Raw genomic sequence first — 22,188 nt, 5'->3', positions numbered from 1 at the left:
CTGTTTGTTATCTTTTAAGAAAAAAAACTGCGTAATCTGTGAAATCTGCGGATAGATTTTCCTGTACAAGAATAATTCAGGCTGTTTCCCTCATCCTTCTAAGATAGCGTTTCCTGAAAAATTCCCTCTTTATCGGACTCATCCTGTCAACGAAAAGAATCCCGTCAAGATGGTCTATCTCGTGCTGAAGCGCCCTTGACAGCAGACCTTCCGCCTCAACCTCCACGGGTCTGCCTTCCCTGTCAAAACCCTTTACAAGCACCATCCCGGCCCTCTCAATATTCGACACGTAACCCGGAACACTCAGACAGCCTTCCTCTGAGACGACCTTGCCGTCAACCTGAACTATTTCAGGATTTACAAGGACAATCAACGGGTGCGCTTCCTCCTTCAGATTTATATGCACCACTATAATCCTTCTGGACTCACCAACCTGGGGTGCAGCCAGACCAATGCCTGGGGCATCATACATGGTATCTATCATATCGTCAATAAGTTCCTGTAATGCCCCGTCTATATTCTCTACAAAAAGGGCCTTCTTTTTTAATACAGGGTCGGGATATTTCTTTATTTCAAGCACTGACATGTTTTATTATAACAACACAAGAAATCTTTTGTCCCGGACAATCTATATCCAGGTGTCTGTTATTAAAGTTTTTTTTGATATCATGAAAACACTTACAATCATAGGTGGAGGACTTTCCGGCAGTGAGGCAGCCTGGCAGGCAGCTCAGAGAGGGATTAGTATAAGACTATACGAAATGCGGCCGGACAAGACAACCGGGGCGCACAAGACGGACCTCCTGGGAGAGCTCGTATGTTCAAACTCCCTCAGGTCAAAGGAGCCCGTTACCTCGGCAGGACTCCTCAAGGATGAGCTCAGGATGGCCGGCTCCCTGCTGATGAAGGCTGCTGCTGAATGCAGCGTACCTGCCGGCTCTGCCCTTGCTGTTGACAGAAAGCTATTTGCCGAATACATAACACAGAGGTTATTGACCCACCCACTGATAGAAGTGATAAGGGAAGAGATTGCAGAGATTCCCGGGGGGCCATGTATTATTGCAACCGGGCCTCTGACTTCAGATGCGCTGTCCGACTCACTCAGGAGACTGCTCGGAGGTGATTACCTCTATTTCTATGATGCCATAGCCCCGATTATAGAGGCAGACAGCATTGATTACTCCAGGGTTTTCCGGGCCTCACGCTACGGAAAGGGAGAACCTGACTACCTGAACTGTCCGATGGACAGGGATGAGTATGAGAGGTTCTATAATGCCCTTTCAGAGGCTGACATGGTAACCCCGAGGGCCTTTGAGGATGAAAGGGTTTTTGAAGGATGCATGCCTGTTGAGGTGATGGCAGGGAGGGGAAAGGACACCCTGCGTTTCGGCCCCATGAAACCCGTCGGGCTGACTGATCCCCGCACAGGGAACGTGCCGTACGCAGTCGTCCAGTTGAGGATTGAGAACAGGGATGCAACGGCATATAATATGGTAGGGTTTCAGACACGCCTTAAATGGCCGGAGCAGAAGAGGGTTTTTAGGCTCATCCCCGGGCTTGAAAATGCAGTCTTTATGCGCTATGGAAGCATCCACAGGAACACCTTTATTAATGGTCCCATGTTTCTGAACCCCGACCTTGCTCTCAAGGTAAGCCCTGAAACCTATATTGCTGGTCAGCTTTCAGGGGTTGAAGGTTATATTGAATCCACGGCCATGGGGGTTCTTGCCGGTATAAACGCTGCAAGGAGGCTGAAGGGCATGAGCTTTACTGCACCGCCCGGGGAATCAGCACATGGATCGCTGATCCGTTATATTACAACATCTCCGCCCGAGGGCTTTCAGCCAAGCAACATTAACTTCGGGCTTCTCCCCGCACCTGACATCAGGATTAAAGACAAGAGAAAGCGGCGTGCATATATCGTAGAAAAGGCCCTCGCAGCATGGAATGAATATATAAGGGCGGTTGAATGAATGAATACATGAAGGAGTTTCTGAGGTTTATGGAGCTTGAAAAGGGTGCGTCCACTCACACCCTGAGGGCCTACAGGAAGGACCTCCAGGAATTCTTTACCCTTGTAAGGAAATCTCCGGCAGATATAGAGTTGAGTGATATAAGGGGGTTTATTGCCCACCGCCTGAAGGACGGCATGGAAAGGTCTACAGTAAGCAGGCAGCTTGCCACATTACGATCATTCTTCAGATTTCTCCACAGAGAGAGTCACATAAGCTCAAACCCGGCCCGCCTGGTGCCGAACCCGAAACAACAGAAGAGGTTACCACGATTTCTTTCGGTTGATGAAACATTCGCGATAATTGAAAAACCCGAAGGCATAGGGTTTCAGAAGGCGCGGGACAGGGCAATCCTTGAACTCCTTTATTCAAGCGGGTTAAGGGTCAGTGAATTGGCCGGCATGGATATGGAAGACCTCAACATGCGGGATGGCCTGATAAAGGTGAGGGGCAAGAGGAAAAAGGAGAGGATAGTCCCTGTGGGAAACAAGGCAATCGAGTCATTAAAGGTATATCTGATAGAGAGGTCTCTGATGAAAAAGGAGACCCAGGCTATCTTTCTGAACAGGAAGGGGTCCCGCCTGACGGACAGGAGCATCAGAAGGATAGTGGTAAAATATTCAAGAGAGACAGGGCTTGGCGGAAAGATTGGGCCACATACTCTCAGGCACACCTTTGCCACTCATCTCCTGCAGAGCGGCGCTGACCTGAGGGTTATTCAGGAGCTCCTCGGACACAGCTCTCTCTCCTCCACGCAGGTATACACACATCTGGACATCACGCATCTCATGGATGTCTATGATAATGCCCATCCCCTGGCAAAAAAGAGAAAGGGAGAAAAATAAAGTATCTTTGCTATAATATGTAATTATGTTTCATCTGAATATAAAAGGTTCAATGAAACAAATTGCCTGAGGACGAGAGAAAGGCCAATTGAGTTTATGGACAGAGACTAACTGGACAGGACAAGGAGACTTTCAATGATAAGAGGCACAACTATATTATGCGTCAGGAAAAACGGAAAAGTTGCCATTGGCGGTGATGGCCAGGTGACAATGGGAAATACAGTCCTGAAGCACAATGCACGAAAGACGAGAAAGATGTATCAGGACAGGGTGCTCACAGGTTTTGCAGGTGCTACTGCCGATGCCTTTACACTCTTTGAAAAGTTTGAAGGAAAACTTGAATCCTACAGGGGCAACATCACCAGGGCAGCGGTAGAGCTTGCCAAGGACTGGAGGACTGACAAGATACTCAGGAGGCTTGAAGCCCTACTTATAGTTGCGGATTCAGAGCATACATTCATCATATCCGGCACAGGTGACGTAATAGAGCCGGAGGAAGGTATTGCTGCTATAGGCTCAGGCGGACCCTTTGCCCAGGCTGCAGCAAAGGCCCTTTATGAAAATACAGCGCTTGAAGCCGGAGATATAGTTGAGAAGGCCATGAAGATTGCAGCCGACATATGCATTTACACAAATGAACGAATAATAACCGAGGAGTTATAAAATGAAAATTCTGGAGAAGACCGAAGATATGACAGACCAAAAAAGCCCTCGCACAGAGGAAAAAACCTCTCTCGAAGGGTTGACACCAAGACGTATTGTTGAAGAGCTTGACAAGTTTATCATAGGGCAGCATAATGCCAAAAAAGCCGTTGCCATTGCGCTGAGGAATAGATGGAGGAGACAGAGGTTAAGCCCTGAACTGCGCGATGAAGTCCTGCCCAAGAATATAATAATGATCGGATCCACCGGTGTAGGAAAGACAGAGATTGCAAGGAGGCTTTCAAAACTTGCAAATGCACCGTTTATGAAGGTGGAGGCATCAAAGTTTACGGAAGTCGGTTATGTTGGAAGGGACGTGGAATCCATAATAAGGGACATTACCGAGATTGCCGTCAACATGGTCAAGACCGAGCACTTTGCAAAGGTTCAGGAAAAGGCAAAGACCCTTGCTGAGGAAAGGCTTCTTGACCTCCTGCTGCCGCTTCCGAGAAAGGGGTTTAAGGAAACAGACCAGGGAGAGGAAGAGAAACAGAAACATTCAGATACAAGGGAAAAACTGAGGGCTCAACTCAGGGAGGGAAAGTTCGATTCCCGTTACGTGGAGATTGAGGTCAAGGAAAAAGTGATGCCCCTTGGAGTCATCTCCAATGTTGGACTCGAGGACCTTGAGATCAACCTGAAAGAGATGCTGGGCAGTTTCCTGCCTGAAAAGCCGAAGAGAAAAAAGGTAAAAGTCGCAGAGGCCGTTCAGCTGCTCACACGTGAAGAGGCGGATAAATTGATTGATATGGATATGGTCACAAAAGAGGCCATCAGGCGCACTGAGCAGACCGGCATAGTATTTCTTGACGAGATAGACAAGGTCGCATCAAGAGGGTCAGCCCAGGGACCGGATGTATCAAGAGAGGGAGTCCAGAGAGACCTCCTGCCCATAGTTGAAGGAACAACCGTAACCACCAAACACGGCCCTGTCCGCACGGAACACATACTCTTTATTGCAGCCGGCGCCTTTCATATGTCCAAGCCTTCCGACCTTATCCCTGAGCTCCAGGGAAGGTTTCCTATAAGGGTCGAGCTTGATTCACTTGGGAAGGAAGACTTTATCCGTATCCTTACAGAGCCTGACAACGCTCTTGTAAAGCAGTACATCGCCCTTCTTGCCACCGAAGAGGTGCATATACACTTTACCGATGACTCCATTGACGAGATAGCGTCCATTGCAGCCACAGTCAACGAGAAGACCGAAAACATCGGGGCAAGGAGGCTTCATACCGTACTAGAAAAACTCCTTGAAGAGATATCCTTTGACGCCCCTGAAAAAAGAAACACTTCACTGAAGATAGACAGTGACTATGTCAGAGAAAAACTAAGTGAAATCGTGAAGGACGAGGACCTAAGCAGGTATATTCTGTAGGAGTCCCTGATATGAAAAGGCCTCTGCTGCTTTTAATTATTGTATTGCTGTTACCGGCATGCGCTGCCTCAAGACATGAAACAAGGTCTGAAGACCGTTACATGGTAGCCTCCTGGTATGGCAAGAAATTCCACGGAAGGCTGACCGCCTCGGGCGAGACTTATAATATGTATGCCCGGACAGCAGCACACAAGACCCTGCCCTTTGGTACAAAACTCAAGATTACCAATCCGGAAAACGGACGCTCGGTTGTGGTAAAGGTTAATGACCGGGGACCCTTTATACGTGGCAGGGATATAGACCTTTCATATGGTGCCGCAAAAAAGATAGGGTTGATACATAAAGGCACTGCAAGGGTGCGGGTGAATTATATGGGAAGGGACATGTCCTTTGTCCGGCCGGTAAAGTACGTCTCCTCTTCCGCCGGTCCATTTACCATACAGATCGCATCATTCCGTGATTATAAAAACGCCGGTGATCTGAAATCAGCGCTGTCACGCACTTACCGCAAGGTCTATATCAGAAAAATCTCGATAAGGGGTAACCGTTACTACAGGGTCATGATAGGAAAGTTCACAGACCGCAAATATGCCGACAGACTGGCTGAAAACCTCTCCAGAGAGGGTTACAGGATACTTGTAACGAAATACAGGGAGGTGCTTTAATGACATTTGAAGATGTGGTAAGGTTTCACGGACATGTATGTCCCGGCCTTGCCCTTGGCTACAGGGTATCTGAATTAGTGCTCAGAGAGTTTGGTCCAAGGTCTGAAGATGAGGAATTGGTTGCAATTGTAGAGAATAATTCCTGTGCCGTGGACGCCATTCAGGTGATGACAGGGTGTACTTTCGGAAAAGGCAATCTCATATTCAGGGATTACGGCAAACAGGTTTATACATTCGTAATGAGACCTTCAGGAAAGACATTAAGGATTGCCGTTAAGTGGACACCCCCTGCCGAGACTGAAGAAGAGAAGGAGATGTGGAAGCGTTATGCTGAAGGAGACAGGTCAGAAGAGGTTTTGAAAGCTGTGCACAACAGAAAGGCAAGAAAGACAGAGGCCATAATGAATGCAGCGGACAGTGAGCTGTTTGAGGTAAAAACAGCAGAGACAGAACTGCCGAGGGAAGCAAGAATATATCCATCGGTTAGTTGCGCCATCTGCGGAGAGAAGGTAATGGAGCCAAGAACCCGGCTGAAGAACGGTGAAACTGTCTGTATTCCCTGTGCAGAAGGATGAGGTTAAAGAATTTGAACCGTCTTTTCCCCGAAATTATTTATGTATGAATATCAGAAAACCAATAGTTTTTTTGCACAGATTGCCGATGGCATAAAAGAACTGGGAGCCCGGGAGCTGTCCGAACTCGGGGCAGGGGCAATCAGCCCCGAATACAGTGGAATTCATTTTAGTGCTGATAAAGAAACGCTTTATCGAATCAATTATGCCGCAAGACTCGCTTCAAAAATACTTGCGCCTCTGATATCTTTTAATTGCAGGACTACCGACCAACTATACAAAAGGGCAAAACAGATAAAGTGGACGGATTTTATGTCTGTGGAAGAGACCTTTGCTGTCTTTGGCAATGTATCAAACAGTCAGATAAACAATTCACATTATGCATCCCTGTGTCTGAAAGATGCAATTGTCGACTCGTTTCGTGAGATAACCGGAAAGAGGCCTGACGTTGATCCAAAAACACCGAATGTATGGCTGAACCTCTACATAAGAAAGGACAAGGCCACCATAAGCCTGGACACTTCCGGGGGATCCCTTCACCGGCGGGGATACAGAAAGGATGCCCTCGCTGCACCAATGCAGGAGACAGTTGCCGCAGCGATTATCAGATACGCGGAGTGGAACGGCGCTGTTCCGCTTTATGATCCGATGTGCGGCTCCGGCACCCTGCTCTGTGAGGCACTGATGCATTACTGCAGGATTCCTTCCGGTATTTATCGCAAACACTTTGGATTTGAATGTCTGCCGGACTATGACAGATCAGTATGGACAATGGTAAAAAAAGAACTTGACAGGCAAATCCGAGAATTGCCGGATGGGATTATCTCCGGAAGTGATTTATCCACAAGGGCTGTTGAAATATCAAGGATAAACACCCGGAGTTTGCAGTACGGGGATAGAGTAAGGCTCCAGGTGCTTGATTTCAGGGAGAGCCAGGGTATAAAGAACGGGGTTATCATCACAAACCCTCCCTATGGTATCCGCATGGGAAAGAAAGAGGAGATTGATTTCCTGTACAAATCGCTTGGTGATTTTCTGAAGAAGAAATGCACGGGCTCTACCGCATATATTTATTTTGGCGAACGGGAACTCATTAAAAAACTGGGGCTGAGGGCCACATGGAAAAAACCGTTAAAAACAGGTGGCCTTGACGGCAGACTGGTAAAATATGAGTTATTTTAATAAATAAAAATGGACCAGATAAGTAAAACACAGAAGAAAAAAGAAGCACTCTCCCTGCAGGCCCTTGGAGAGCAACTCGTGAAACTCCCGAAAGAACAGATCGAGGATATTGACTTGCCTGCTGAAATCCACGAAGCCGTCATGTTTGCAAAGACACTCAAAAAACACGGGGCACTCCGAAGGCAGCTTCAGTATATCGGCACCCTGATGCGAAGATGTGATACCGAGCCTATCCGGGAGGCCCTTAGTCAACTGGAACAGGGAAACTACAAAAAAGCCCTGGAATTCAGGGAGATAGAGAGATGGCGGGATGAGCTGATAGCCGGAAATAAAGCCCTTATCGAGGATATATTAACAGGATACCCTGCTGCAGACCGTCAGAAACTGACTCAACTCATACGGAATGCGGAAAAGGAACAACTAAACAATAAACCACCCAGGGCATCACGGCTACTCTTCCGCTACCTGAAGGAAATACGTAGCGGGTAACCGTCACCCCCCTCCTTGCCCCCTGCCCTGCCTGAAGTTTCGAAACTGATTCAAGTGCAGGCAGGACAATCAATGTGTTAAAATAAACACCGGTTTTCAGAATAAAAACCTGCTTGATTTTGTCTGAGTCGTTAGCGCAAAGTCACAGGATCCAATAAATTGTCAGGTGAAAAGGCATGAAGAAACTGATTGAAAAAGCAGAGATACTGATTGAGTCCCTCCCGTATATCAAGAAGTTCTACGGAAAGACTTTTGTAATAAAATACGGGGGCGCAGCTCAGATTAAACCGGCACTGATGGATGCCTTTGCCCAGGACGTGGTTTTGCTCAACTATATTGGTATCAATACAGTGATTGTTCACGGTGGTGGGCCAAAAATCTCCGAGATCATGAAGAAGATGGGCAAGACGCCCACATTTATCCATGGACAGAGGGTGACTGACAAGGAGACCATTGATATCGTCGAGATGGTATTGGGGGGGCTTGTCAACAAGGAGATCGTTACTCTCATTAACCGACATGGCGGAAAGGCCGTGGGTCTGACAGGAAAGGATGCAGGACTGATTCGTGCATCCAAAAAGGTCATAAAGAGGGCTTCACCTGAGACAGGAGCTGATGAGATTATAGACCTGGGCCTTGTTGGAGAAGTAAAGGAAGTAACCCCGGATGTGCTGGTTGGCCTTGAACGTAATGGGTTTATACCAGTTGTTGCCCCTATTGGCGAAGGTACAGAGAGAGAGACGCTGAATATAAATGCAGATTATGTGGCGGCTTCACTTGCCGCGGCCCTGAAGGCTGAAAAACTGATTTTAATGACGGATGTGCCCGGAATCCTTGACAGGAAGGGAGAAATCCTCTCCACTGTTAAAAAGAAAAATCTGAAAAAACTCTTTGATGACGGGACCATCTCCGGAGGAATGATACCAAAGGTGCAGGCCTGTGTTGAGGCACTGAAGAGCGGCGTCAACAAGACCCATATAGTGGACGGAAGGGGCCCCCATTGCTTGCTGCTCGAGATATTCACGGAAGAGGGAATAGGGACAGAGATTATCAGGTAAACACTCAGTTTTCAGCCAAAACCTGATATTGTATTTAGCAGCATGTCCCTGAAACAAGCTACTGATTACCAGTTGCTGAAAGTTTACAGTATGAGGAGGTTGATATGTCAAAAAACGCCTTGCTTGTTATTGATATGCTGAATGATTTTGTAAGAGAAGGGGCACCTCTTGAGGTTCCGGATACAAGAAAAGTCATCCCCGCCATAAAGAGGGAGATAGAGCATGCCAGCAGGGAGGGGAGACAGATTATTTACATCTGTGACGCTCATGAGCCTGACGATATAGAGTTCAAGCGTTTCAAGTGGCCTGCACATGCTGTCAAGGGTACCATCGGAGCCCAGATTATTGATGACCTGAAACCCTCCAACAGTGATATTATTATTGAGAAAACCACATACTCAGGCTTTTACAGGACAAAACTCGACAGCACCCTTAAAACACTTGGAATAAGCACCCTCCGCCTTACAGGATGTGTTACTCATATCTGCATACTCTTTACTGCATCCGATGCAGTGCTAAGAGGATATGATGTTGAAGTGGTAAGGGACGGTGTGGCAGGCATCGCCCCGGAAGACCATGACGCTGCCCTAAGGATTATGAAAAATGTGTTGGGTGTAAAGATTTTGTCTGACAGCTATTGATTCGCCTGTTGCAGAAATCTATGATATTCCTTGACCGACGCCTTCTGGGCAGTCACACGGAAAGTATTAATTTTATCAAAATTACGGAACAGCAATGATACGATCCCGGAATCCAGCGCCAGATCATCAACCATCTTTCTGAGGACCCCTATGGTCTTATCCTTGCTCATCCCTTTCCTGTAGGGACGGTCCTCTGTAATAGCGGTAAAGACATCTGCAACTGCCATGATCCTGGACCCCAGAGACAGGTCCCGGCCTTTGTGATGAAAGGGATAACCGGCGCCATCAATACGTTCGTGGTGAAAGGAGCCCCATGCATTAATGATATCAAGGGCGCTTATATGCTCAAGGATACGGTAAGTGTAAAAGGTATGGCTTTTGATAACCCTGATCTCTTCTGCTGTCAACCTTGCCTCCTTCTCCAGAATCTCTATTGGCACGGCAAGTTTCCCCAGGTCGTGCAGATGTCCGGCAATCCTCATCATCCGGCATTCACGTTCAGAAAAGCCGGCAAAATCGGCCAGGGCCACAGCACATGCTGCCACCCCTGCAGAGTGATTAGCAGTGAAGCGGCTCCTGAAGTCGATAATCTGACGAAACAGGTCCGACAAAGCGAGAAGGCCTTCCATATCCAGTTTAACGGTTTTCAACCTCGCCATTCCCTGAAGAACAGAACTTATTGAGTGGGAGGCGACATCAAGCCAGAAATATTCTCTCCTGGCCAAACCATTGAAGACATCAACCAGTTGAGGCATGAACATCCTTCCTGACTGTTCCTTAATCCTCTCACATATAATATCTCCCTGTCCAAGCACTTCCTGCTGATTGTTTATAAGCACAGCTATCCTGTCAGCCAAATGCAGGATATGGCTGCCTGTCAATACCTCACTCCCTCTGAACTCCATCCCCTTCCCGTCATTCCAGGGAACATGGTGATACCGTACAAGAAGGGCTGCTGTAGAGAGTGGTTCAAACCCCCTCAGAAGCATGTAGCCTAAATCAGCATGCTTGTGAGGGTTTTTGGTTTCAAACTCCAGAGCATCTAACCTCTCCTCAAGGGAAAGGGCGCCACTGTCGTGCAGTGCCCCTGCCAATATCAGGTCATTCTGTTCATCCATTGACAACCCCAGCTCTGCTCCAATGCTGAATGCAATGTAGGCTACCCGTTCATGATGATTAACAACAGCCGGGCTAATCAGGTCCATAGCCCTGGAGAGGCACTTTATCAGGTCAAACAGGTGAACCTGGGGCTCTATTATCATTTGGCTTTCACTTTACGGTTATCACTGCATCTGAAAGTATTTTTAACGTATGGACCGATACCCTTCAGGAACACCTTTTTTGGAAAAGACAATCTGCCATACCTGATTCTTTCTTGCACGGAATGAACCTGCACAGGTCAGCAGATAATACTTCCACATCCTGTAAAATCTTTCATCATAGTTTGACTTTATCTTATTCCAATTCATGTCAAAATTTCCATACCACGCCATAAGTGTTTTATCATAATCAGCACTGAAATTATGCCAGTCTTCCATGACAAACAATCCCTCAATTGCATCTCCAATCTGTTTAACCGAGGGTATTACGGAATTGGGAAAGATATACTTATCGAGCCAGGGTTCCGTGTTAACTGCCGACTCGTTTCCACCAATAGTCTGCAACAAAAACAAACCGTCATCCTTCAGGCAACGGTCCACGACCTCCATGTATGTCCTGTAATTTTTATAACCCACGTGTTCAAACATGCCCAGGGAGATTATGTGGTCAAATTTACCGGTAACATCCCTGTAATCCTGCAATCTGATATCAATAGGTTCCCCCTTGCATAATGTCCTTGCAAGTTCCACCTGTTCTCTGGAGACGGTAACCCCTGTTACCTCAGCTTTATATTTCTCTGCAGCGTATTTCGCAAAGCTTCCCCATCCGCAGCCGATATCCAGAATTTTCATACCGGGTTGCAATCCTATTTTCCGGCAAACCATATCCAGTTTATGCTCCTGGGCATCATCCAGCGTTTTTGCATCCTTCCAATAAGCACAAGTATAAACCATGCGCCTGTCAAGCATATTTTCATATAAGTCATTCCCAAGGTCATAATGCATCTCGCCAATTCTAAAAGCCCGTCTCTTTGATTGCATATTAATGCTTTTTGACAATAGAACCCTGGAAAGAAGTATCCAGTCCTCTTTGACCTTGTTATGTATTTCGGATCTGAGCATACGGCAAAAAAAATCGTCAAGTCTGTCGCAATCCCACCATCCATCCATATAGGACTCTCCAAGCCCAAGGGAGCCGTGATTTAAAACCCTCTGGTAAAAACTCTCATTATGAACCTTCAGGTCCCAGGGATTCTTGCCGTTAATTCCTATTCCGGCTAAAGAAAGGAGCTTTTCTGCTGTGCCTCTAAATTTGTCCTTTTTCATTTTTCAATGACTCCCAAATTAAAAAAGTTCTTAAAAGCTCTTGTGGCCTCAACGTTTTTTTCACTTAAGGGAAAGAAGCGCGTCATAAGTAACAGTAACCGCATTCATAGTGACTTATTTTTCGCCTTAAATTTATCTCCCCTTACAGCTCCCTCTCTCTAAGATATAGCAGATAATCTGATCGTTGTCAAGAGAGAACTTCCCGTCAAATAAAACGTGATGAGCTCATGATTTGATCACACGTTTATTTGTTGACTTCTTTGTGCACTCTTAAATAATATTCTATATTTATGAATTATTTATGAATAGCACTCTACTCAGAACCTATGTATTTAATTTCTACAAATACATAAAATTCAGCAGAACCTGCAAATTCAGATAAGGAGGTGATGCTTATGATGGAGGTAAAGAAGGAGAGGAGAATAAAGAGCAAAACCCTCAGGCTTGTTAAGGGTGATATTACTGAAAGGGATGTGGATGTCATCGTAAACGCTGCAAACTCCCATCTCAAACACGGCGGTGGTGTAGCAGGCGCAATAGCAAGAAAGGTTGAGAGATAATACAGAAAGAGAGTGACAGGATTGGCTTCGTACCTGTTGGCTCAGGTGACAGGTGTCAAGCGGTAAGCATATTACCTGACACCTGTCACCCATTACCATAAAAATCTATTCAACCTTAACCTTCTTCTCCCTCTTCTTGGCTTCCTCAGTCTTTGGAACCTTTATCTCAAGAATACCGTCCTTGAACTTGGCCTTGGCCTTATCTGACTGAACCTCGGCAGGCAGGCGGAAGGTACGTGTGAAGGAACCATAGGAGCGCTCCAGTCTGTAGTAATTCTTTTTCTCTACCTTCTCTTCCTTCTTCTTTTCTCCGGAGATAGTTATGGAATTGTCTGTCAGGCTTACATCAACGTCCTCTTTCTTGATCCCGGGCAACTCTGCCTTTACCACCACATTATCGCCTTCTTCAAAAATATCCACAACTGGAGCTATCTCTTCCAATTCAGGAAATCTCAACCTCGGCAACCATGAAGGACCCAGCAAAGAAAAGGGTCTTCTGAAAACATCTTCAAACCAGCGTTCCACTTCCTCAAAGGGTGCAAGTACTCTTGATGGTTCCGACTTTACCAGCTCTTTTGACTCCTGTTTCTTTGCCATAAGCCACCTCCTTTAAGTTTAGATTAACCCCGAATATAATTTTAATATATTCCTAAATGTCGAAGGTGTCAAGCCTAAAAACAGGTGAATTTCTTCTGTTATTAATCTTTAAAGCAAAATAATATCGGTTAGCTGTATTTTTCTGCTCTTTTTGCCTTTTCCCAGAGCTGATCCATCTCCTCAAGGGTATAATCGGAAAGGTCCCTTCCCTCCTGCTTTGCCCTTGTCTCGATGTAACTGAAACGGCGGATAAATTTGGCTATTGTCTTTCGGAGGGCCTCATCAGGATTAACATCAACAAATCGGGCTAAGTTCACAAGTGTAAAAAGAATGTCTCCCAGTTCCTCCTCGATCTTCTCCCTGTCCCTTCCCTCAAGTGCGGATTTAAACTCTTCAAACTCACTTTCAACCTTTTTAATGACATCTTCTGCCTTCTCCCAATCAAAACCCACCCTTGATACACGCTCCTGAACCCTGTGGGCCTTCAGTAGCGCAGGCAGATTCCCTGGGATACCCTCAAGAATTGATTCCTTAAGCTTGCCCTCCTGCCGTTTATGCTCTTCCCATCTGTCGAGCACCTCATCTGCTGTCCTGAGCCTCTTGCCTCCAAACACATGGGGATGGCGGAAAACCATCTTCCCGGAAATCGCCCCTATGACGTCCCGGATATCAAACTCTCCTCTCTCTTCGGCTATCCGGGCATGAAAGACTATCTGAAAAAGGAGGTCTCCCAGCTCCTCCTTTATCCTTGAAGGGTCGTCTTCCTCAATCGCTTCGAGCAACTCGTAAGCCTCTTCTATCAGATACGGTTTCAGGGACTGTCGGGTCTGTTCCCTGTCCCATGGACAACCGTCCTCACTCCTCAATGCCTCCATTATCTTTACTAATTTATCGAAGTCCATCATCATACCTGTAATATGCCGAACAGCTTCCCTCTGTACTTACCATGCAGGCGCCAACAGGACTTTCAGGGGTGCATTTCTTCCCATACAGGGAACAATCAGTCGGTATTTTTATACCCATCAGCACGTCACCACACGCACATCCTCTTATATCAGGCATGCTTTCCGCCTCGATATCAAAGAGTTTTGAGGCATCCCGGTGTCTGAACTCCTCACGTAAGGAGAGACCACTTTCGGCGATTGTGCCAATACCGCGCCATTGAGCATCAACAGGCATAAAACAGGTCTCAATGAGGGAGATGGCCCTCGGATTACCCTCTGCCCTTACTGCACTGACATATTGTATATCAACCCTTGACTCCCTTTTGATAAGCTGTGCAAGCAGCATAGCGATTGTCTCGAGAATATCCCTTGCCTCAAAACCCGCAATAACGGAAGGTTTTTTATAATCCCGTGAAATAAATTCGTAGGGAGACCTGCCTATAATGGTGCTTACATGCCCGGGTAGGATAAAACCATCCACTTTAACCCTCTCATCGCCAAGCAAGGCCCTCAGTGCCGGGGGCACGAGTTTGTGGTTTGGATATATGTGAAAATTATTGATCCCCTTTCTGTCTGCCTCGCAAAGGGTGGCTGCCACAGACGGAGAAGTCGTCTCAAACCCGGTTGCAAAGAATACCACACTCCTGTCAGGATTTTCACCTGCTATAGCAAGGGCATCCATTGGTGAGTATATGACCCGTATGTCTGCACCCTCAGCCCTTGCCTCCTGAAGGTTTTTACGGGAACCCGGGACTCTCAGCATGTCCCCGAAGGTGGTGAATATTACCCCGGGCTTTTTGGCGATCTTTACAGCATTATCTATGTCTTCAATGGATGTTACACAGACCGGACAACCCGGCCCGCTCAGCAGCATGATACCTTCGGGCAGGATGGTCCTTATGCCGTGACGGAATATTGCAACAGTATGGGTGCCGCAGACCTCCATCAGCCTCACAGGACGGCCAATCTTTTTCATCATCAGATGTATATTTTCAATCAGATGCTTCACTGCCGCAGCCTCTCCCTTAATATATATGCCTGGCCAAGCGATATGTTTGCATCATTGGGAGGCATCAGCCTGTTACAATGGACACTGAAACCTTCTCCCTGAAGCCTTTCAAAAACCCTCTCTGCAATATAAAGGTTCTGAAAAAACCCTCCAGAGATAACTACATCCCTTATGCCTGTAAGGCTATGGAGTTTATTTACCACCCTTATTATAGTTGTAATGATGGTATTATGAAACCGCGCGGATATAATACTCCTGCCGGTTCCGGACGTCATGTCCTCCAGTATCCTCAGCAATGTAAAGGAAAAATCCACCACCATGGGCTCGGCAAACTTTATATCCACCGGGTAATCTTCAGCAATACCTTCTGCAGCACAAGACTCAAGCGCTGTTGCTGCCTCGGCTTCATAGGTATTTGTATCAGCTATGCCGGTAATTGCAGCCACGGCATCAAACAATCTCCCGGCACCTGAGCTATAGGGGGTAAACTCCGGCAGCTCAATCAGCCTCAATACATTTTTAATCCTCTCTTCGCCATAATGGTTCAGAAATCCGACTCTCTCAATGTACTGCAAGGCATCCCCCCCGGTCACCTCCTGGAGCCAGCCCAGGGCTATCCTCCAGGGCTCCCTTATTGCCATCTCACCACCGGGAAGTTTCATGTAACTGAAGTGACAGAGACGCTTGAATCCCTTGAGGTCAGCAATCAGAAACTCACTGCCCCAGATATTGCCGTCAGTTCCGTAGCCGGAGCCATCAAGGGCCACACCTATAACCTCGTTCCTGAGCCCTGCCTCAGCCATGACAGAGGCCACATGAGCATGGTGGTGTTGCACCCTCATTCCCTCCAACGGTTGAGATTCTGCCCACCTTGTCGAATAATACCCGGGATGCATGTCAAAGGCCATGGCAACCGGGTTGATCCTGTAGAGTTTTTTAAGGTTTTCAAGTGTCTCCTCAAAGAATTTCAGGGTTTCAAAATTTCCCATATCGCCGATGTGCTGACTCGGTATTGCATAAAAATCCCTTGTCAGGGTAAAGGTATTTTTCAGGTCCGCACCCACGCCAAGCACCTCAGGACCGGTCTCTTTTATAGCTATTGCCTCCGGCACATATCCCCTTGAACGCCGGATAAAGACGTTTGACCGTATAACCGAATCATCCACCCTCATGAATATATCCCTGTTATGCAGTAAAAATGCATCTGCAATCCCTGCAAGCCCCCCCTTTGCAGCCTCATTTTCATGTATTATCGGCTCTTCTGAAAGGTTTCCACTTGTCATTACAAGGCAACGGAAATTCGGTGTCCCTCCCCCTTCCCTTTCCGGATAGAAAAAGAGGAGATGGTGAAGCGGGGTGTAGGGGAGCATAAAGCCAAGGCACCGGTTTTTCGGGGCCACTTCTTCCGGCAGCCTGCAGTCGAGTCTTTTTTTCAGGAGCACTATCGGTCTCCGGCGGGAGAGCATGAGTTGAGCCTCCGCATCTGTTACATAACAGAACTCCCTTACGGTATCCATATCAGGTGCCATCAGTGCAAAGGGCTTGTTAATCCTCTGTTTTCTCTCCCTCAGCAGGGATACAGCGTCCGCATTTTCAGCATCACAGGCAATATGAAAGCCCCCAAGGCCTTTTACGGCAACAATTCCCCCGGCCTTAAACACCTTGATTGCTGAAGAAATGGGTTCTTCACCCACATCATCCTTAAATAAAGGGTTTATGCTCTGAAAACCGAGCTGTGGACCACAGAGGGGGCAGGCGTTTGCCTGTGCATGGAATCTCCTGTCTTCAGGGTCATGGTATTCCCTGCTGCAGTCATGACACATCCTGAAACGTAACATTGTAGTGTTTGGCCGGTCATAAGGGATTGCCCTTGTAATAGAGTATCTCGGCCCGCAATTTGTGCAGTTTATGAAGGGATAGAGGTATCTCCTGTCCGGGGGATCGAGGAGCTCGGACAGACAGTCTTTGCAGACGGATATATCCGGTGAGACAGGGGTAATACTGCCATTATCCTCACTCTCCACAATCCTGAACTCATCACTTCCGTATCGTGGTGGTTTTTCCTTTACGATCGATTCTACATCAATTGATTCTACATCGGAAAGTTCCGGTTTCTCACTTCTGAGACGCTTCAGAAACACCCCTGCGTGCTTCCCCTCAATCTCTATTACTACTCCCTCAGACGTGTTTTTCACAAACCCTTTGAGATCTAAAGACCTGGCAAGGTTGAAAACAAACGGCCTGAATCCCACACCCTGAACAAGGCCCCTTACTTTTATTTTTATTCTAAGATAGGTCATTATGATATATTACCACTTAAGATTGCCCCAACGTGAGCTTTTTGTATAAACTATTCAGTACTTTTATAACTCTTATAATAACACTGAAATATCCTGAGGGGTTTAGGGAGGTTAAGAGATGGCCCTTACAGCAGGTCTGGACTGTGGTTCTGTAAGTGTAAAAATTGCCATTATTGATGAAAAGGGGGAAGTTCTCCTGACCGTCTATCGCCGGCATAAGGGACATCCCGTGGATGCGGCCATTGAGCTACTGAGGGAGGTCTCTTCTGATTATCCCGAAATCATGATAGTCTTTACAGGTTCAACCGGTAAGCTTATGGCAAGGGCTACAGGCGCTGCTCATATCAATGAACTTGTGGCCAACTGCACATCCACAAAGAGGTTTTATCCGGATGTCAATACCATTATTGAGATGGGTGGAGAGGATTCAAAGCTTATTATCCTTGAAGGCAATGCAATAAAGGACTTTTCACTGAATTCGGTCTGTGCGGCAGGTACCGGCTCTTTTCTTGATCAGCAGGCAGAAAGACTGCGGTTAAGTATAGAGGAATTCAGCGAGACTGCATTGAGGTCCAAAAATCCTCCAAGGATTGCAGGACGTTGCAGTGTCTTTGCCAAATCAGACATGATCCACCTGCAACAGATTGCCACACCCATGGATGATATTGTGGCAGGGCTCTGCCTTGCAGTGGCAAGGAATTTTAAAGGCTCGATAGTCAGGGGCAGACCAGTGCCCCTCAACATATCCTTTCAAGGGGGGGTTGCACTGAATAAGGGTATGATAAAGGCATTTAAGGAGGTTTTTGAACTTGAAGAGCTGATAATTCCCGAGCATACGGCCTTCATGGGTGCGATTGGAGCGGCCTTCAAGGCATTGGATGAGGAAAAGACAACCGCCCTGAACTTCGGCAAACTTGAAGAGACCCTCTCCACGCTGAGGCAGAATGATTCAGGCCACAGACCGCTTATTGTAGAAGGGGATGGATTCAGGGAGAGGCATCTGCTGACAGAGGCCGGAGGGCAAGTGGCAGGGGTCAGGGGTCAGAAAAAAGCACGGGATCAGAAAAGCAGGGTTTATCTGGGTATTGATATCGGTTCCATCAGCACAAATCTTGCTGTTATAGATGAAGAGGGCAGACTGGTTGCAAAGAGGTATCTGATGACAGCAGGAAGACCTATTGAGGCTGTCAGGCTGGGTCTGCTGGAGGTAGGAAAAGAGGTGGGCAATGATGTTGAGATATGCGGCGTTGGCACTACAGGCTCCGGCAGGTACATGATTGCAGACTTTGTCGGTGCTGATATTGTAAAAAACGAGATTACTGCACAGGCAACAGCAGCCGTATTTATAGACCCTGAAGTTGATACAATTTTTGAAATCGGGGGGCAGGACTCAAAATATATCTCCCTCCGGGACGGCATAATAGTGGATTTTGAGATGAACAAGGCATGCGCTGCAGGCACAGGTTCATTCCTTGAAGAACAGGCTGAAAAACTTAGCATCTCAATCAAGGACGAGTTTGCCGACTGTGCCTTTTCATCAACCCATCCATGCAGGCTCGGTGAAAGGTGCACCGTCTTCATGGAGAACTCCCTCATGGCAAACCTCCAGCGCGGAGCCCGGAAAAACGATCTCCTTGCCGGCCTTGCGTACTCCATAGTGGAAAACTACATTAACCGTGTAGTTGCGGGGAGAAACATAGGGGAGCATATCTTCTTTCAGGGCGGGACGGCTTTCAACAAGACGGTAGTGGCAGCCTTTGAGAAGTTTACGGGAAGAACCATAACCGTACCGCCGAACCACGATGTAACAGGCGCCATAGGAATGGCCCTGATAGCAAGGGAGCATATGCAGGCTGCAAAAGGAAAATCCTCTGAAAAGGATGCTTTTCCGGAAACTTCCTTCAAGGGCTTTGACCTTGCAAGCAGGCCCTACCAGCAGAGCTCCTTTGAGTGCAGGAGCTGTGAGAACATGTGTGAGATTAACAGGATTAAGATAGATGGTGAAGACGGGTTCCTCTTTTATGGTGGCAGGTGTGAAAAATACGATGTACGAAGAAGGGTAAAGACAAAAATACCTGACCTTTTTGCCTTCAGGGAAGATGAGCTATGGAAGTCTCATACAGAACGTGCTGAAGGGGTAAAGGAATCAGGCACAAGCTTCCGCAGGGGCAGGATAGGAATCCCCTATGTCTTTTACTTTCAGGATTATCTTCCATACTGGAGTACGCTCCTGTGGGAATTAGGTTTTGATGTAGTGGTCTCACCCAAAACAAACAGGAGAATCGTCAGCCTTGGGCTTGAGACAGTGTTGGCCGAGACATGCTTTCCTGTCAAGGTCTCACATGGACATGTAAGGCATCTGCTTCAGGAGGGCGTGGATACCCTATTTATCCCGAGTTTTATAAATATGAACCCCACGGATGATCCATACGAAAAAGGCCATGCCTGCCCCCTTACCCAGAGCTTCCCGTATCAGATACGTGTGGCCTTTGAAAATGCCACTGTTGTCTCGCCTGTTATAAAACTGAAAGAAGGGGAAAACTTTGTTTTAAAAGAGATCAAAAGGACCATGAGGCATTTCGGCATTTCCTCTGGTGAAATCAGAAGGGCGATGAGAAAGGCACAGGAGGCACAGGATGAATTTATAGAAAATATCAAGGCTCGGGGCAGGGAGGTTCTGTCCACCCTGGACAGACGGGCCGTGGTAGTGGTGGGACGGGCGTATAATGCCTTTGATATGGGGGTAAATCTTGAAATACCGAGAAAACTTGCCTCCCTTGATGTGTTATCCCTGCCAATGGATTTCCTTTCTGAAGAGGATATCCATAATGACTGGCCTGATATGTACTGGAGGTCCGGTCAGAAGATACTGAAGGCAGCAAGGGTAATTAAGAAAAACAATCTCCTCTATCCTATTTTCATAGGTAATTTTTCCTGCGGGCCTGATTCCTTTATACAGAAATTTTTCGAAAAGGAACTTTCAGGAAAACCCTATCTCTATGTCGAGATAGATGAACATAGTGCAGATGCCGGTGCAATCACAAGATGCGAGGCATTTCTCGACAGCATTGATGCTCAGATTTCTGCCGGGAAAACAGAGCACAGAGACATCCAAGTACCGCAGAAGGTGGAGTTTTCCGTCAAGCAATCCTCGGGAAAACAGCGGACTGTTTATCTGCCGAGGATGTCCGATCACGCCTTTGCCCTGAAGGCGGCATTTGAGCATTGCGGCATACCTGCCGAGGTACTCCCCGAGACAGATGCAGGGGCGCTCGAATTCGGCAGGAGGTATGTATCCGGAAAGGAGTGTTATCCCTGTACAGTCACAACCGGGGATATGCTCAAAAAGGTCTTTTCTGAAGATTTCAGACCGGAGGAGTCAGCCTTCTTTATGCCCTCGGGAACAGGACCCTGCAGATTCGGTCAATACAATATCTTTCACCGGATGATACTTGAAGAAGTCGGGATTAAGGATGTTCCCATATTCACTCCTGTGCAGGATGTAACTTTTTATAAGGACCTCGGAATCGTCGGCAAGGATTTTGTGTCAAGATCCTGGGAGGGAATAGTGGCCTTTGAAATCCTCATAAAATGTCTGCACGAGAGCAGACCTTATGAAAAAGAGAAAGGCTCTGCGGATAAGCTCTATAATCAATACCTGCAGAAGCTGACCACAACTCTTAGCGGCTCTAATGGCAACATAATGCCGTTGATGGAGCAGATGAAAAATGATTTTGACAGCTTCCCCAAAGAGCATGGCGAAAAACCACTGATAGGAGTAGTGGGCGAGATATTCGTGAGGTCCAACAGGTTTTCAAACGAGGATCTTGTCAGAAAGATAGAGACTCTTGGAGGTGAGGTCTGGCTTTCCCCGGTGGATGAGTGGATTTATTATATTAACCTGATGTCCCTGAAAAAGACCTTGCGAAAAAAAGACATCTCTGGTATTATAACTATTCTCTTAAAACGGCTCTTTCAAAAAAGAATAACCGGCAGTCTCGAAAAACCGTTCAATGGTTTTTTGAAAACATTACACGAGCCTGATACAAGTGATATACTGAAGAAGGCCTCCCCTTATCTGCATGAATCCTTTGAAGGAGAGGCCATCATGAGCATAGGCAAGTCTATCGACCTTATAGGCAAAGGCGTTTCCGGGATCATAAATGCCATGCCCTTTGGATGTATGCCCGGTACGGTTGTGACGGCCATTATGAGGGGAGTTACGAAGAAATATGGGATTCCATCAATCAGTATCCCCTATGACGGAGCCGATTCTTCAACTACAGAGCTGCAACTTGAGGCATTCATGGAACAGGTTAGAACAAAAAACGGCAATTAAAGATTGTCGGCAGACATATTGAAAAATTTAAAGAAGGAGGTGATTGAGTGGGCAATGTCAAGAAGTGGCGTAAAAAAAAGATTAACAAACACAAGCATAAAAAACTCCGCAGGAGAATGAAGAATAAACGCTAAAATCCGCTTTAAGCTGGTGATCAGGAAGCCGGACAGTCTTGCTAATTACTTATAACTCTTTCAACTTTTAAAAAGAAAGAGCAAAATCCATAGACTGGGGAAGGGGCCATGAAAGAAGAGAGGGAGTTGAGCGAGAAGGTAAATCTCCTGGAAAAGGAGATTCAGACACTTGTATCCGAGATTCAGAGACTTGATAAGGCGGTATCGGAGGTTGAAGATGTCAAGCTTGAACTCAAGGGAATAAAATTATTCCTTGGCAGAAAGCATCCTGAGCTAAAAAATCAGTTACCCGAGATAGTCAGGAAGTTAAAAGCAAATAAACCGCCGGATTAATGGAT

Annotated in this window: 21 protein-coding genes; 14 read left to right on the top strand and 7 right to left on the bottom strand. The window is 46.8% G+C overall.

All coding sequences use genetic code 11. The annotated features are described in order from the left end of the window. Positions 1-76: 76 nt before the first annotated feature. Positions 77-586: a peptide deformylase gene (gene def, locus VST71_01595; GenBank protein ID MEC4684412.1), complete on the bottom strand. Its 510-nt coding sequence runs from the start codon at positions 584-586 to the stop codon at positions 77-79. An 82-nt stretch (positions 587-668) separates the two neighbouring features. On the opposite strand from def, the gene trmFO reads away from it, so the two are divergent. The 10 genes from trmFO to VST71_01545 all read left to right on the top strand — a co-directional run bounded on the left by trmFO (position 669) and on the right by VST71_01545 (position 9,541). Further along, positions 669-1,973, top strand: a complete 1,305-nt coding sequence (gene trmFO / locus VST71_01590) for a methylenetetrahydrofolate--tRNA-(uracil(54)-C(5))-methyltransferase (FADH(2)-oxidizing) TrmFO (protein MEC4684411.1) — start codon at positions 669-671, stop codon at positions 1,971-1,973. Further along, a complete protein-coding gene (gene xerC, locus VST71_01585; GenBank protein MEC4684410.1) occupies positions 1,970-2,857 on the top strand; it encodes a tyrosine recombinase XerC in 888 nt (295 codons plus the stop codon). The genes trmFO and xerC overlap by 4 nt, the downstream gene beginning before the upstream one ends. 135 nt (positions 2,858-2,992) lie before the next feature. Then, positions 2,993-3,520 carry an ATP-dependent protease subunit HslV gene (hslV, locus tag VST71_01580; protein ID MEC4684409.1) on the top strand — a complete coding sequence of 176 codons (528 nt, stop codon included), beginning with the start codon at positions 2,993-2,995 and terminating at the stop codon, positions 3,518-3,520. Between the two features lie 28 nt (positions 3,521-3,548). Next, positions 3,549-4,934, top strand: coding sequence for an ATP-dependent protease ATPase subunit HslU (gene hslU, locus VST71_01575; protein ID MEC4684408.1), 1,386 nt, complete (start codon positions 3,549-3,551; stop codon positions 4,932-4,934). Between the two features lie 11 nt (positions 4,935-4,945). Beyond that, positions 4,946-5,599: a septal ring lytic transglycosylase RlpA family protein gene (locus VST71_01570; protein MEC4684407.1), complete on the top strand. Its 654-nt coding sequence runs from the start codon at positions 4,946-4,948 to the stop codon at positions 5,597-5,599. Beyond that, positions 5,599-6,174, top strand: a complete 576-nt coding sequence (locus VST71_01565) for an FmdE family protein (GenBank protein ID MEC4684406.1) — start codon at positions 5,599-5,601, stop codon at positions 6,172-6,174. Before VST71_01570 ends, VST71_01565 begins: the two co-directional genes overlap by 1 nt. A 39-nt stretch (positions 6,175-6,213) precedes the next feature. Further along, a complete protein-coding gene (locus tag VST71_01560) occupies positions 6,214-7,353 on the top strand; it encodes a THUMP domain-containing protein (protein MEC4684405.1) in 1,140 nt (379 codons plus the stop codon). Positions 7,354-7,362: 9 nt separating this feature from the next. Next, positions 7,363-7,842, top strand: coding sequence for a ribosome biogenesis factor YjgA (gene yjgA, locus VST71_01555; protein MEC4684404.1), 480 nt, complete (start codon positions 7,363-7,365; stop codon positions 7,840-7,842). 176 nt (positions 7,843-8,018) lie between these two features. Further along, positions 8,019-8,900, top strand: a complete 882-nt coding sequence (gene argB / locus VST71_01550) for an acetylglutamate kinase (protein ID MEC4684403.1) — start codon at positions 8,019-8,021, stop codon at positions 8,898-8,900. A gap of 104 nt (positions 8,901-9,004) precedes the next feature. Further along, positions 9,005-9,541 (top strand): isochorismatase family cysteine hydrolase, encoded by a 537-nt coding sequence (locus VST71_01545; protein MEC4684402.1) that lies wholly within the window; start codon positions 9,005-9,007, stop codon positions 9,539-9,541. Here the strand turns inward: VST71_01545 and VST71_01540 are convergent. Beyond that, a complete protein-coding gene (locus VST71_01540; GenBank protein ID MEC4684401.1) occupies positions 9,535-10,803 on the bottom strand; it encodes an HD domain-containing phosphohydrolase in 1,269 nt (422 codons plus the stop codon). The genes VST71_01545 and VST71_01540 overlap by 7 nt on opposite strands. Before the next feature lie 42 nt (positions 10,804-10,845). After that, positions 10,846-11,967, bottom strand: a complete 1,122-nt coding sequence (gene cfa / locus VST71_01535) for a cyclopropane fatty acyl phospholipid synthase (protein MEC4684400.1) — start codon at positions 11,965-11,967, stop codon at positions 10,846-10,848. A 395-nt stretch (positions 11,968-12,362) separates the two neighbouring features. Between cfa and VST71_01530 the strand changes: the two genes are divergently transcribed. Beyond that, positions 12,363-12,527 (top strand): macro domain-containing protein, encoded by a 165-nt coding sequence (locus tag VST71_01530; protein ID MEC4684399.1) that lies wholly within the window; start codon positions 12,363-12,365, stop codon positions 12,525-12,527. A 105-nt stretch (positions 12,528-12,632) separates the two neighbouring features. On the opposite strand, the gene VST71_01525 is transcribed toward VST71_01530, so the two are convergent. The 4 genes from VST71_01525 to hypF all read right to left on the bottom strand — a co-directional run bounded on the left by VST71_01525 (position 12,633) and on the right by hypF (position 17,377). Continuing rightward, positions 12,633-13,124: an Hsp20/alpha crystallin family protein gene (locus VST71_01525; GenBank protein MEC4684398.1), complete on the bottom strand. Its 492-nt coding sequence runs from the start codon at positions 13,122-13,124 to the stop codon at positions 12,633-12,635. A gap of 128 nt (positions 13,125-13,252) precedes the next feature. Next, the gene (gene mazG, locus VST71_01520) at positions 13,253-14,032 is read right to left on the bottom strand and encodes a nucleoside triphosphate pyrophosphohydrolase (GenBank protein ID MEC4684397.1); all 780 of its coding nucleotides are present in this window, start codon (positions 14,030-14,032) and stop codon (positions 13,253-13,255) included. Then, positions 14,013-15,077: a hydrogenase formation protein HypD gene (gene hypD / locus VST71_01515; protein ID MEC4684396.1), complete on the bottom strand. Its 1,065-nt coding sequence runs from the start codon at positions 15,075-15,077 to the stop codon at positions 14,013-14,015. Before hypD ends, mazG begins: the two co-directional genes overlap by 20 nt. Beyond that, the gene (hypF, locus tag VST71_01510) at positions 15,074-17,377 is read right to left on the bottom strand and encodes a carbamoyltransferase HypF (GenBank protein MEC4684395.1); all 2,304 of its coding nucleotides are present in this window, start codon (positions 17,375-17,377) and stop codon (positions 15,074-15,076) included. Before hypF ends, hypD begins: the two co-directional genes overlap by 4 nt. 118 nt (positions 17,378-17,495) lie before the next feature. On the opposite strand from hypF, the gene VST71_01505 reads away from it, so the two are divergent. From VST71_01505 to VST71_01495, 3 genes are all read left to right on the top strand, one after another. Beyond that, positions 17,496-21,716: an acyl-CoA dehydratase activase gene (locus VST71_01505; protein MEC4684394.1), complete on the top strand. Its 4,221-nt coding sequence runs from the start codon at positions 17,496-17,498 to the stop codon at positions 21,714-21,716. Between the two features lie 47 nt (positions 21,717-21,763). After that, positions 21,764-21,850 (top strand): AURKAIP1/COX24 domain-containing protein, encoded by an 87-nt coding sequence (locus tag VST71_01500; protein ID MEC4684393.1) that lies wholly within the window; start codon positions 21,764-21,766, stop codon positions 21,848-21,850. Positions 21,851-21,958: 108 nt separating this feature from the next. Further along, positions 21,959-22,183 (top strand): hypothetical protein, encoded by a 225-nt coding sequence (locus VST71_01495; protein MEC4684392.1) that lies wholly within the window; start codon positions 21,959-21,961, stop codon positions 22,181-22,183. Positions 22,184-22,188 lie beyond the last annotated feature (5 nt).

It is taken from the genome of Nitrospirota bacterium (genome assembly GCA_035873375.1).
GTDB lineage: Bacteria > Nitrospirota > Thermodesulfovibrionia > Thermodesulfovibrionales > JdFR-85 > BMS3Bbin07.
The sequence above is the reverse complement of the archived record's forward strand: the minus strand, read 5'-3'. Positions and strand labels throughout refer to the sequence as shown.

Bases quoted from the DNA above. Each gene is read 5' to 3' on its own strand.
- def (MEC4684412.1), bottom strand. From the start codon at position 586: ATGTCAGTGCTTGAAATAAAGAAATATCCCGACCCTGTATTAAAAAAG.
- trmFO (MEC4684411.1), top strand. From the start codon at position 669: ATGAAAACACTTACAATCATAGGTGGAGGACTTTCCGGCAGTGAGGCA.
- xerC (MEC4684410.1), top strand. From the start codon at position 1,970: ATGAATGAATACATGAAGGAGTTTCTGAGGTTTATGGAGCTTGAAAAG.
- hslV (MEC4684409.1), top strand. From the start codon at position 2,993: ATGATAAGAGGCACAACTATATTATGCGTCAGGAAAAACGGAAAAGTT.
- hslU (MEC4684408.1), top strand. From the start codon at position 3,549: ATGACAGACCAAAAAAGCCCTCGCACAGAGGAAAAAACCTCTCTCGAA.
- VST71_01570 (MEC4684407.1), top strand. From the start codon at position 4,946: ATGAAAAGGCCTCTGCTGCTTTTAATTATTGTATTGCTGTTACCGGCA.
- VST71_01565 (MEC4684406.1), top strand. From the start codon at position 5,599: ATGACATTTGAAGATGTGGTAAGGTTTCACGGACATGTATGTCCCGGC.
- VST71_01560 (MEC4684405.1), top strand. From the start codon at position 6,214: ATGTATGAATATCAGAAAACCAATAGTTTTTTTGCACAGATTGCCGAT.
- yjgA (MEC4684404.1), top strand. From the start codon at position 7,363: ATGGACCAGATAAGTAAAACACAGAAGAAAAAAGAAGCACTCTCCCTG.
- argB (MEC4684403.1), top strand. From the start codon at position 8,019: ATGAAGAAACTGATTGAAAAAGCAGAGATACTGATTGAGTCCCTCCCG.
- VST71_01545 (MEC4684402.1), top strand. From the start codon at position 9,005: ATGTCAAAAAACGCCTTGCTTGTTATTGATATGCTGAATGATTTTGTA.
- VST71_01540 (MEC4684401.1), bottom strand. From the start codon at position 10,803: ATGATAATAGAGCCCCAGGTTCACCTGTTTGACCTGATAAAGTGCCTC.
- cfa (MEC4684400.1), bottom strand. From the start codon at position 11,967: ATGAAAAAGGACAAATTTAGAGGCACAGCAGAAAAGCTCCTTTCTTTA.
- VST71_01530 (MEC4684399.1), top strand. From the start codon at position 12,363: ATGATGGAGGTAAAGAAGGAGAGGAGAATAAAGAGCAAAACCCTCAGG.
- VST71_01525 (MEC4684398.1), bottom strand. From the start codon at position 13,124: ATGGCAAAGAAACAGGAGTCAAAAGAGCTGGTAAAGTCGGAACCATCA.
- mazG (MEC4684397.1), bottom strand. From the start codon at position 14,032: ATGATGATGGACTTCGATAAATTAGTAAAGATAATGGAGGCATTGAGG.
- hypF (MEC4684395.1), bottom strand. From the start codon at position 17,377: ATGACCTATCTTAGAATAAAAATAAAAGTAAGGGGCCTTGTTCAGGGT.
- VST71_01505 (MEC4684394.1), top strand. From the start codon at position 17,496: ATGGCCCTTACAGCAGGTCTGGACTGTGGTTCTGTAAGTGTAAAAATT.
- VST71_01495 (MEC4684392.1), top strand. From the start codon at position 21,959: ATGAAAGAAGAGAGGGAGTTGAGCGAGAAGGTAAATCTCCTGGAAAAG.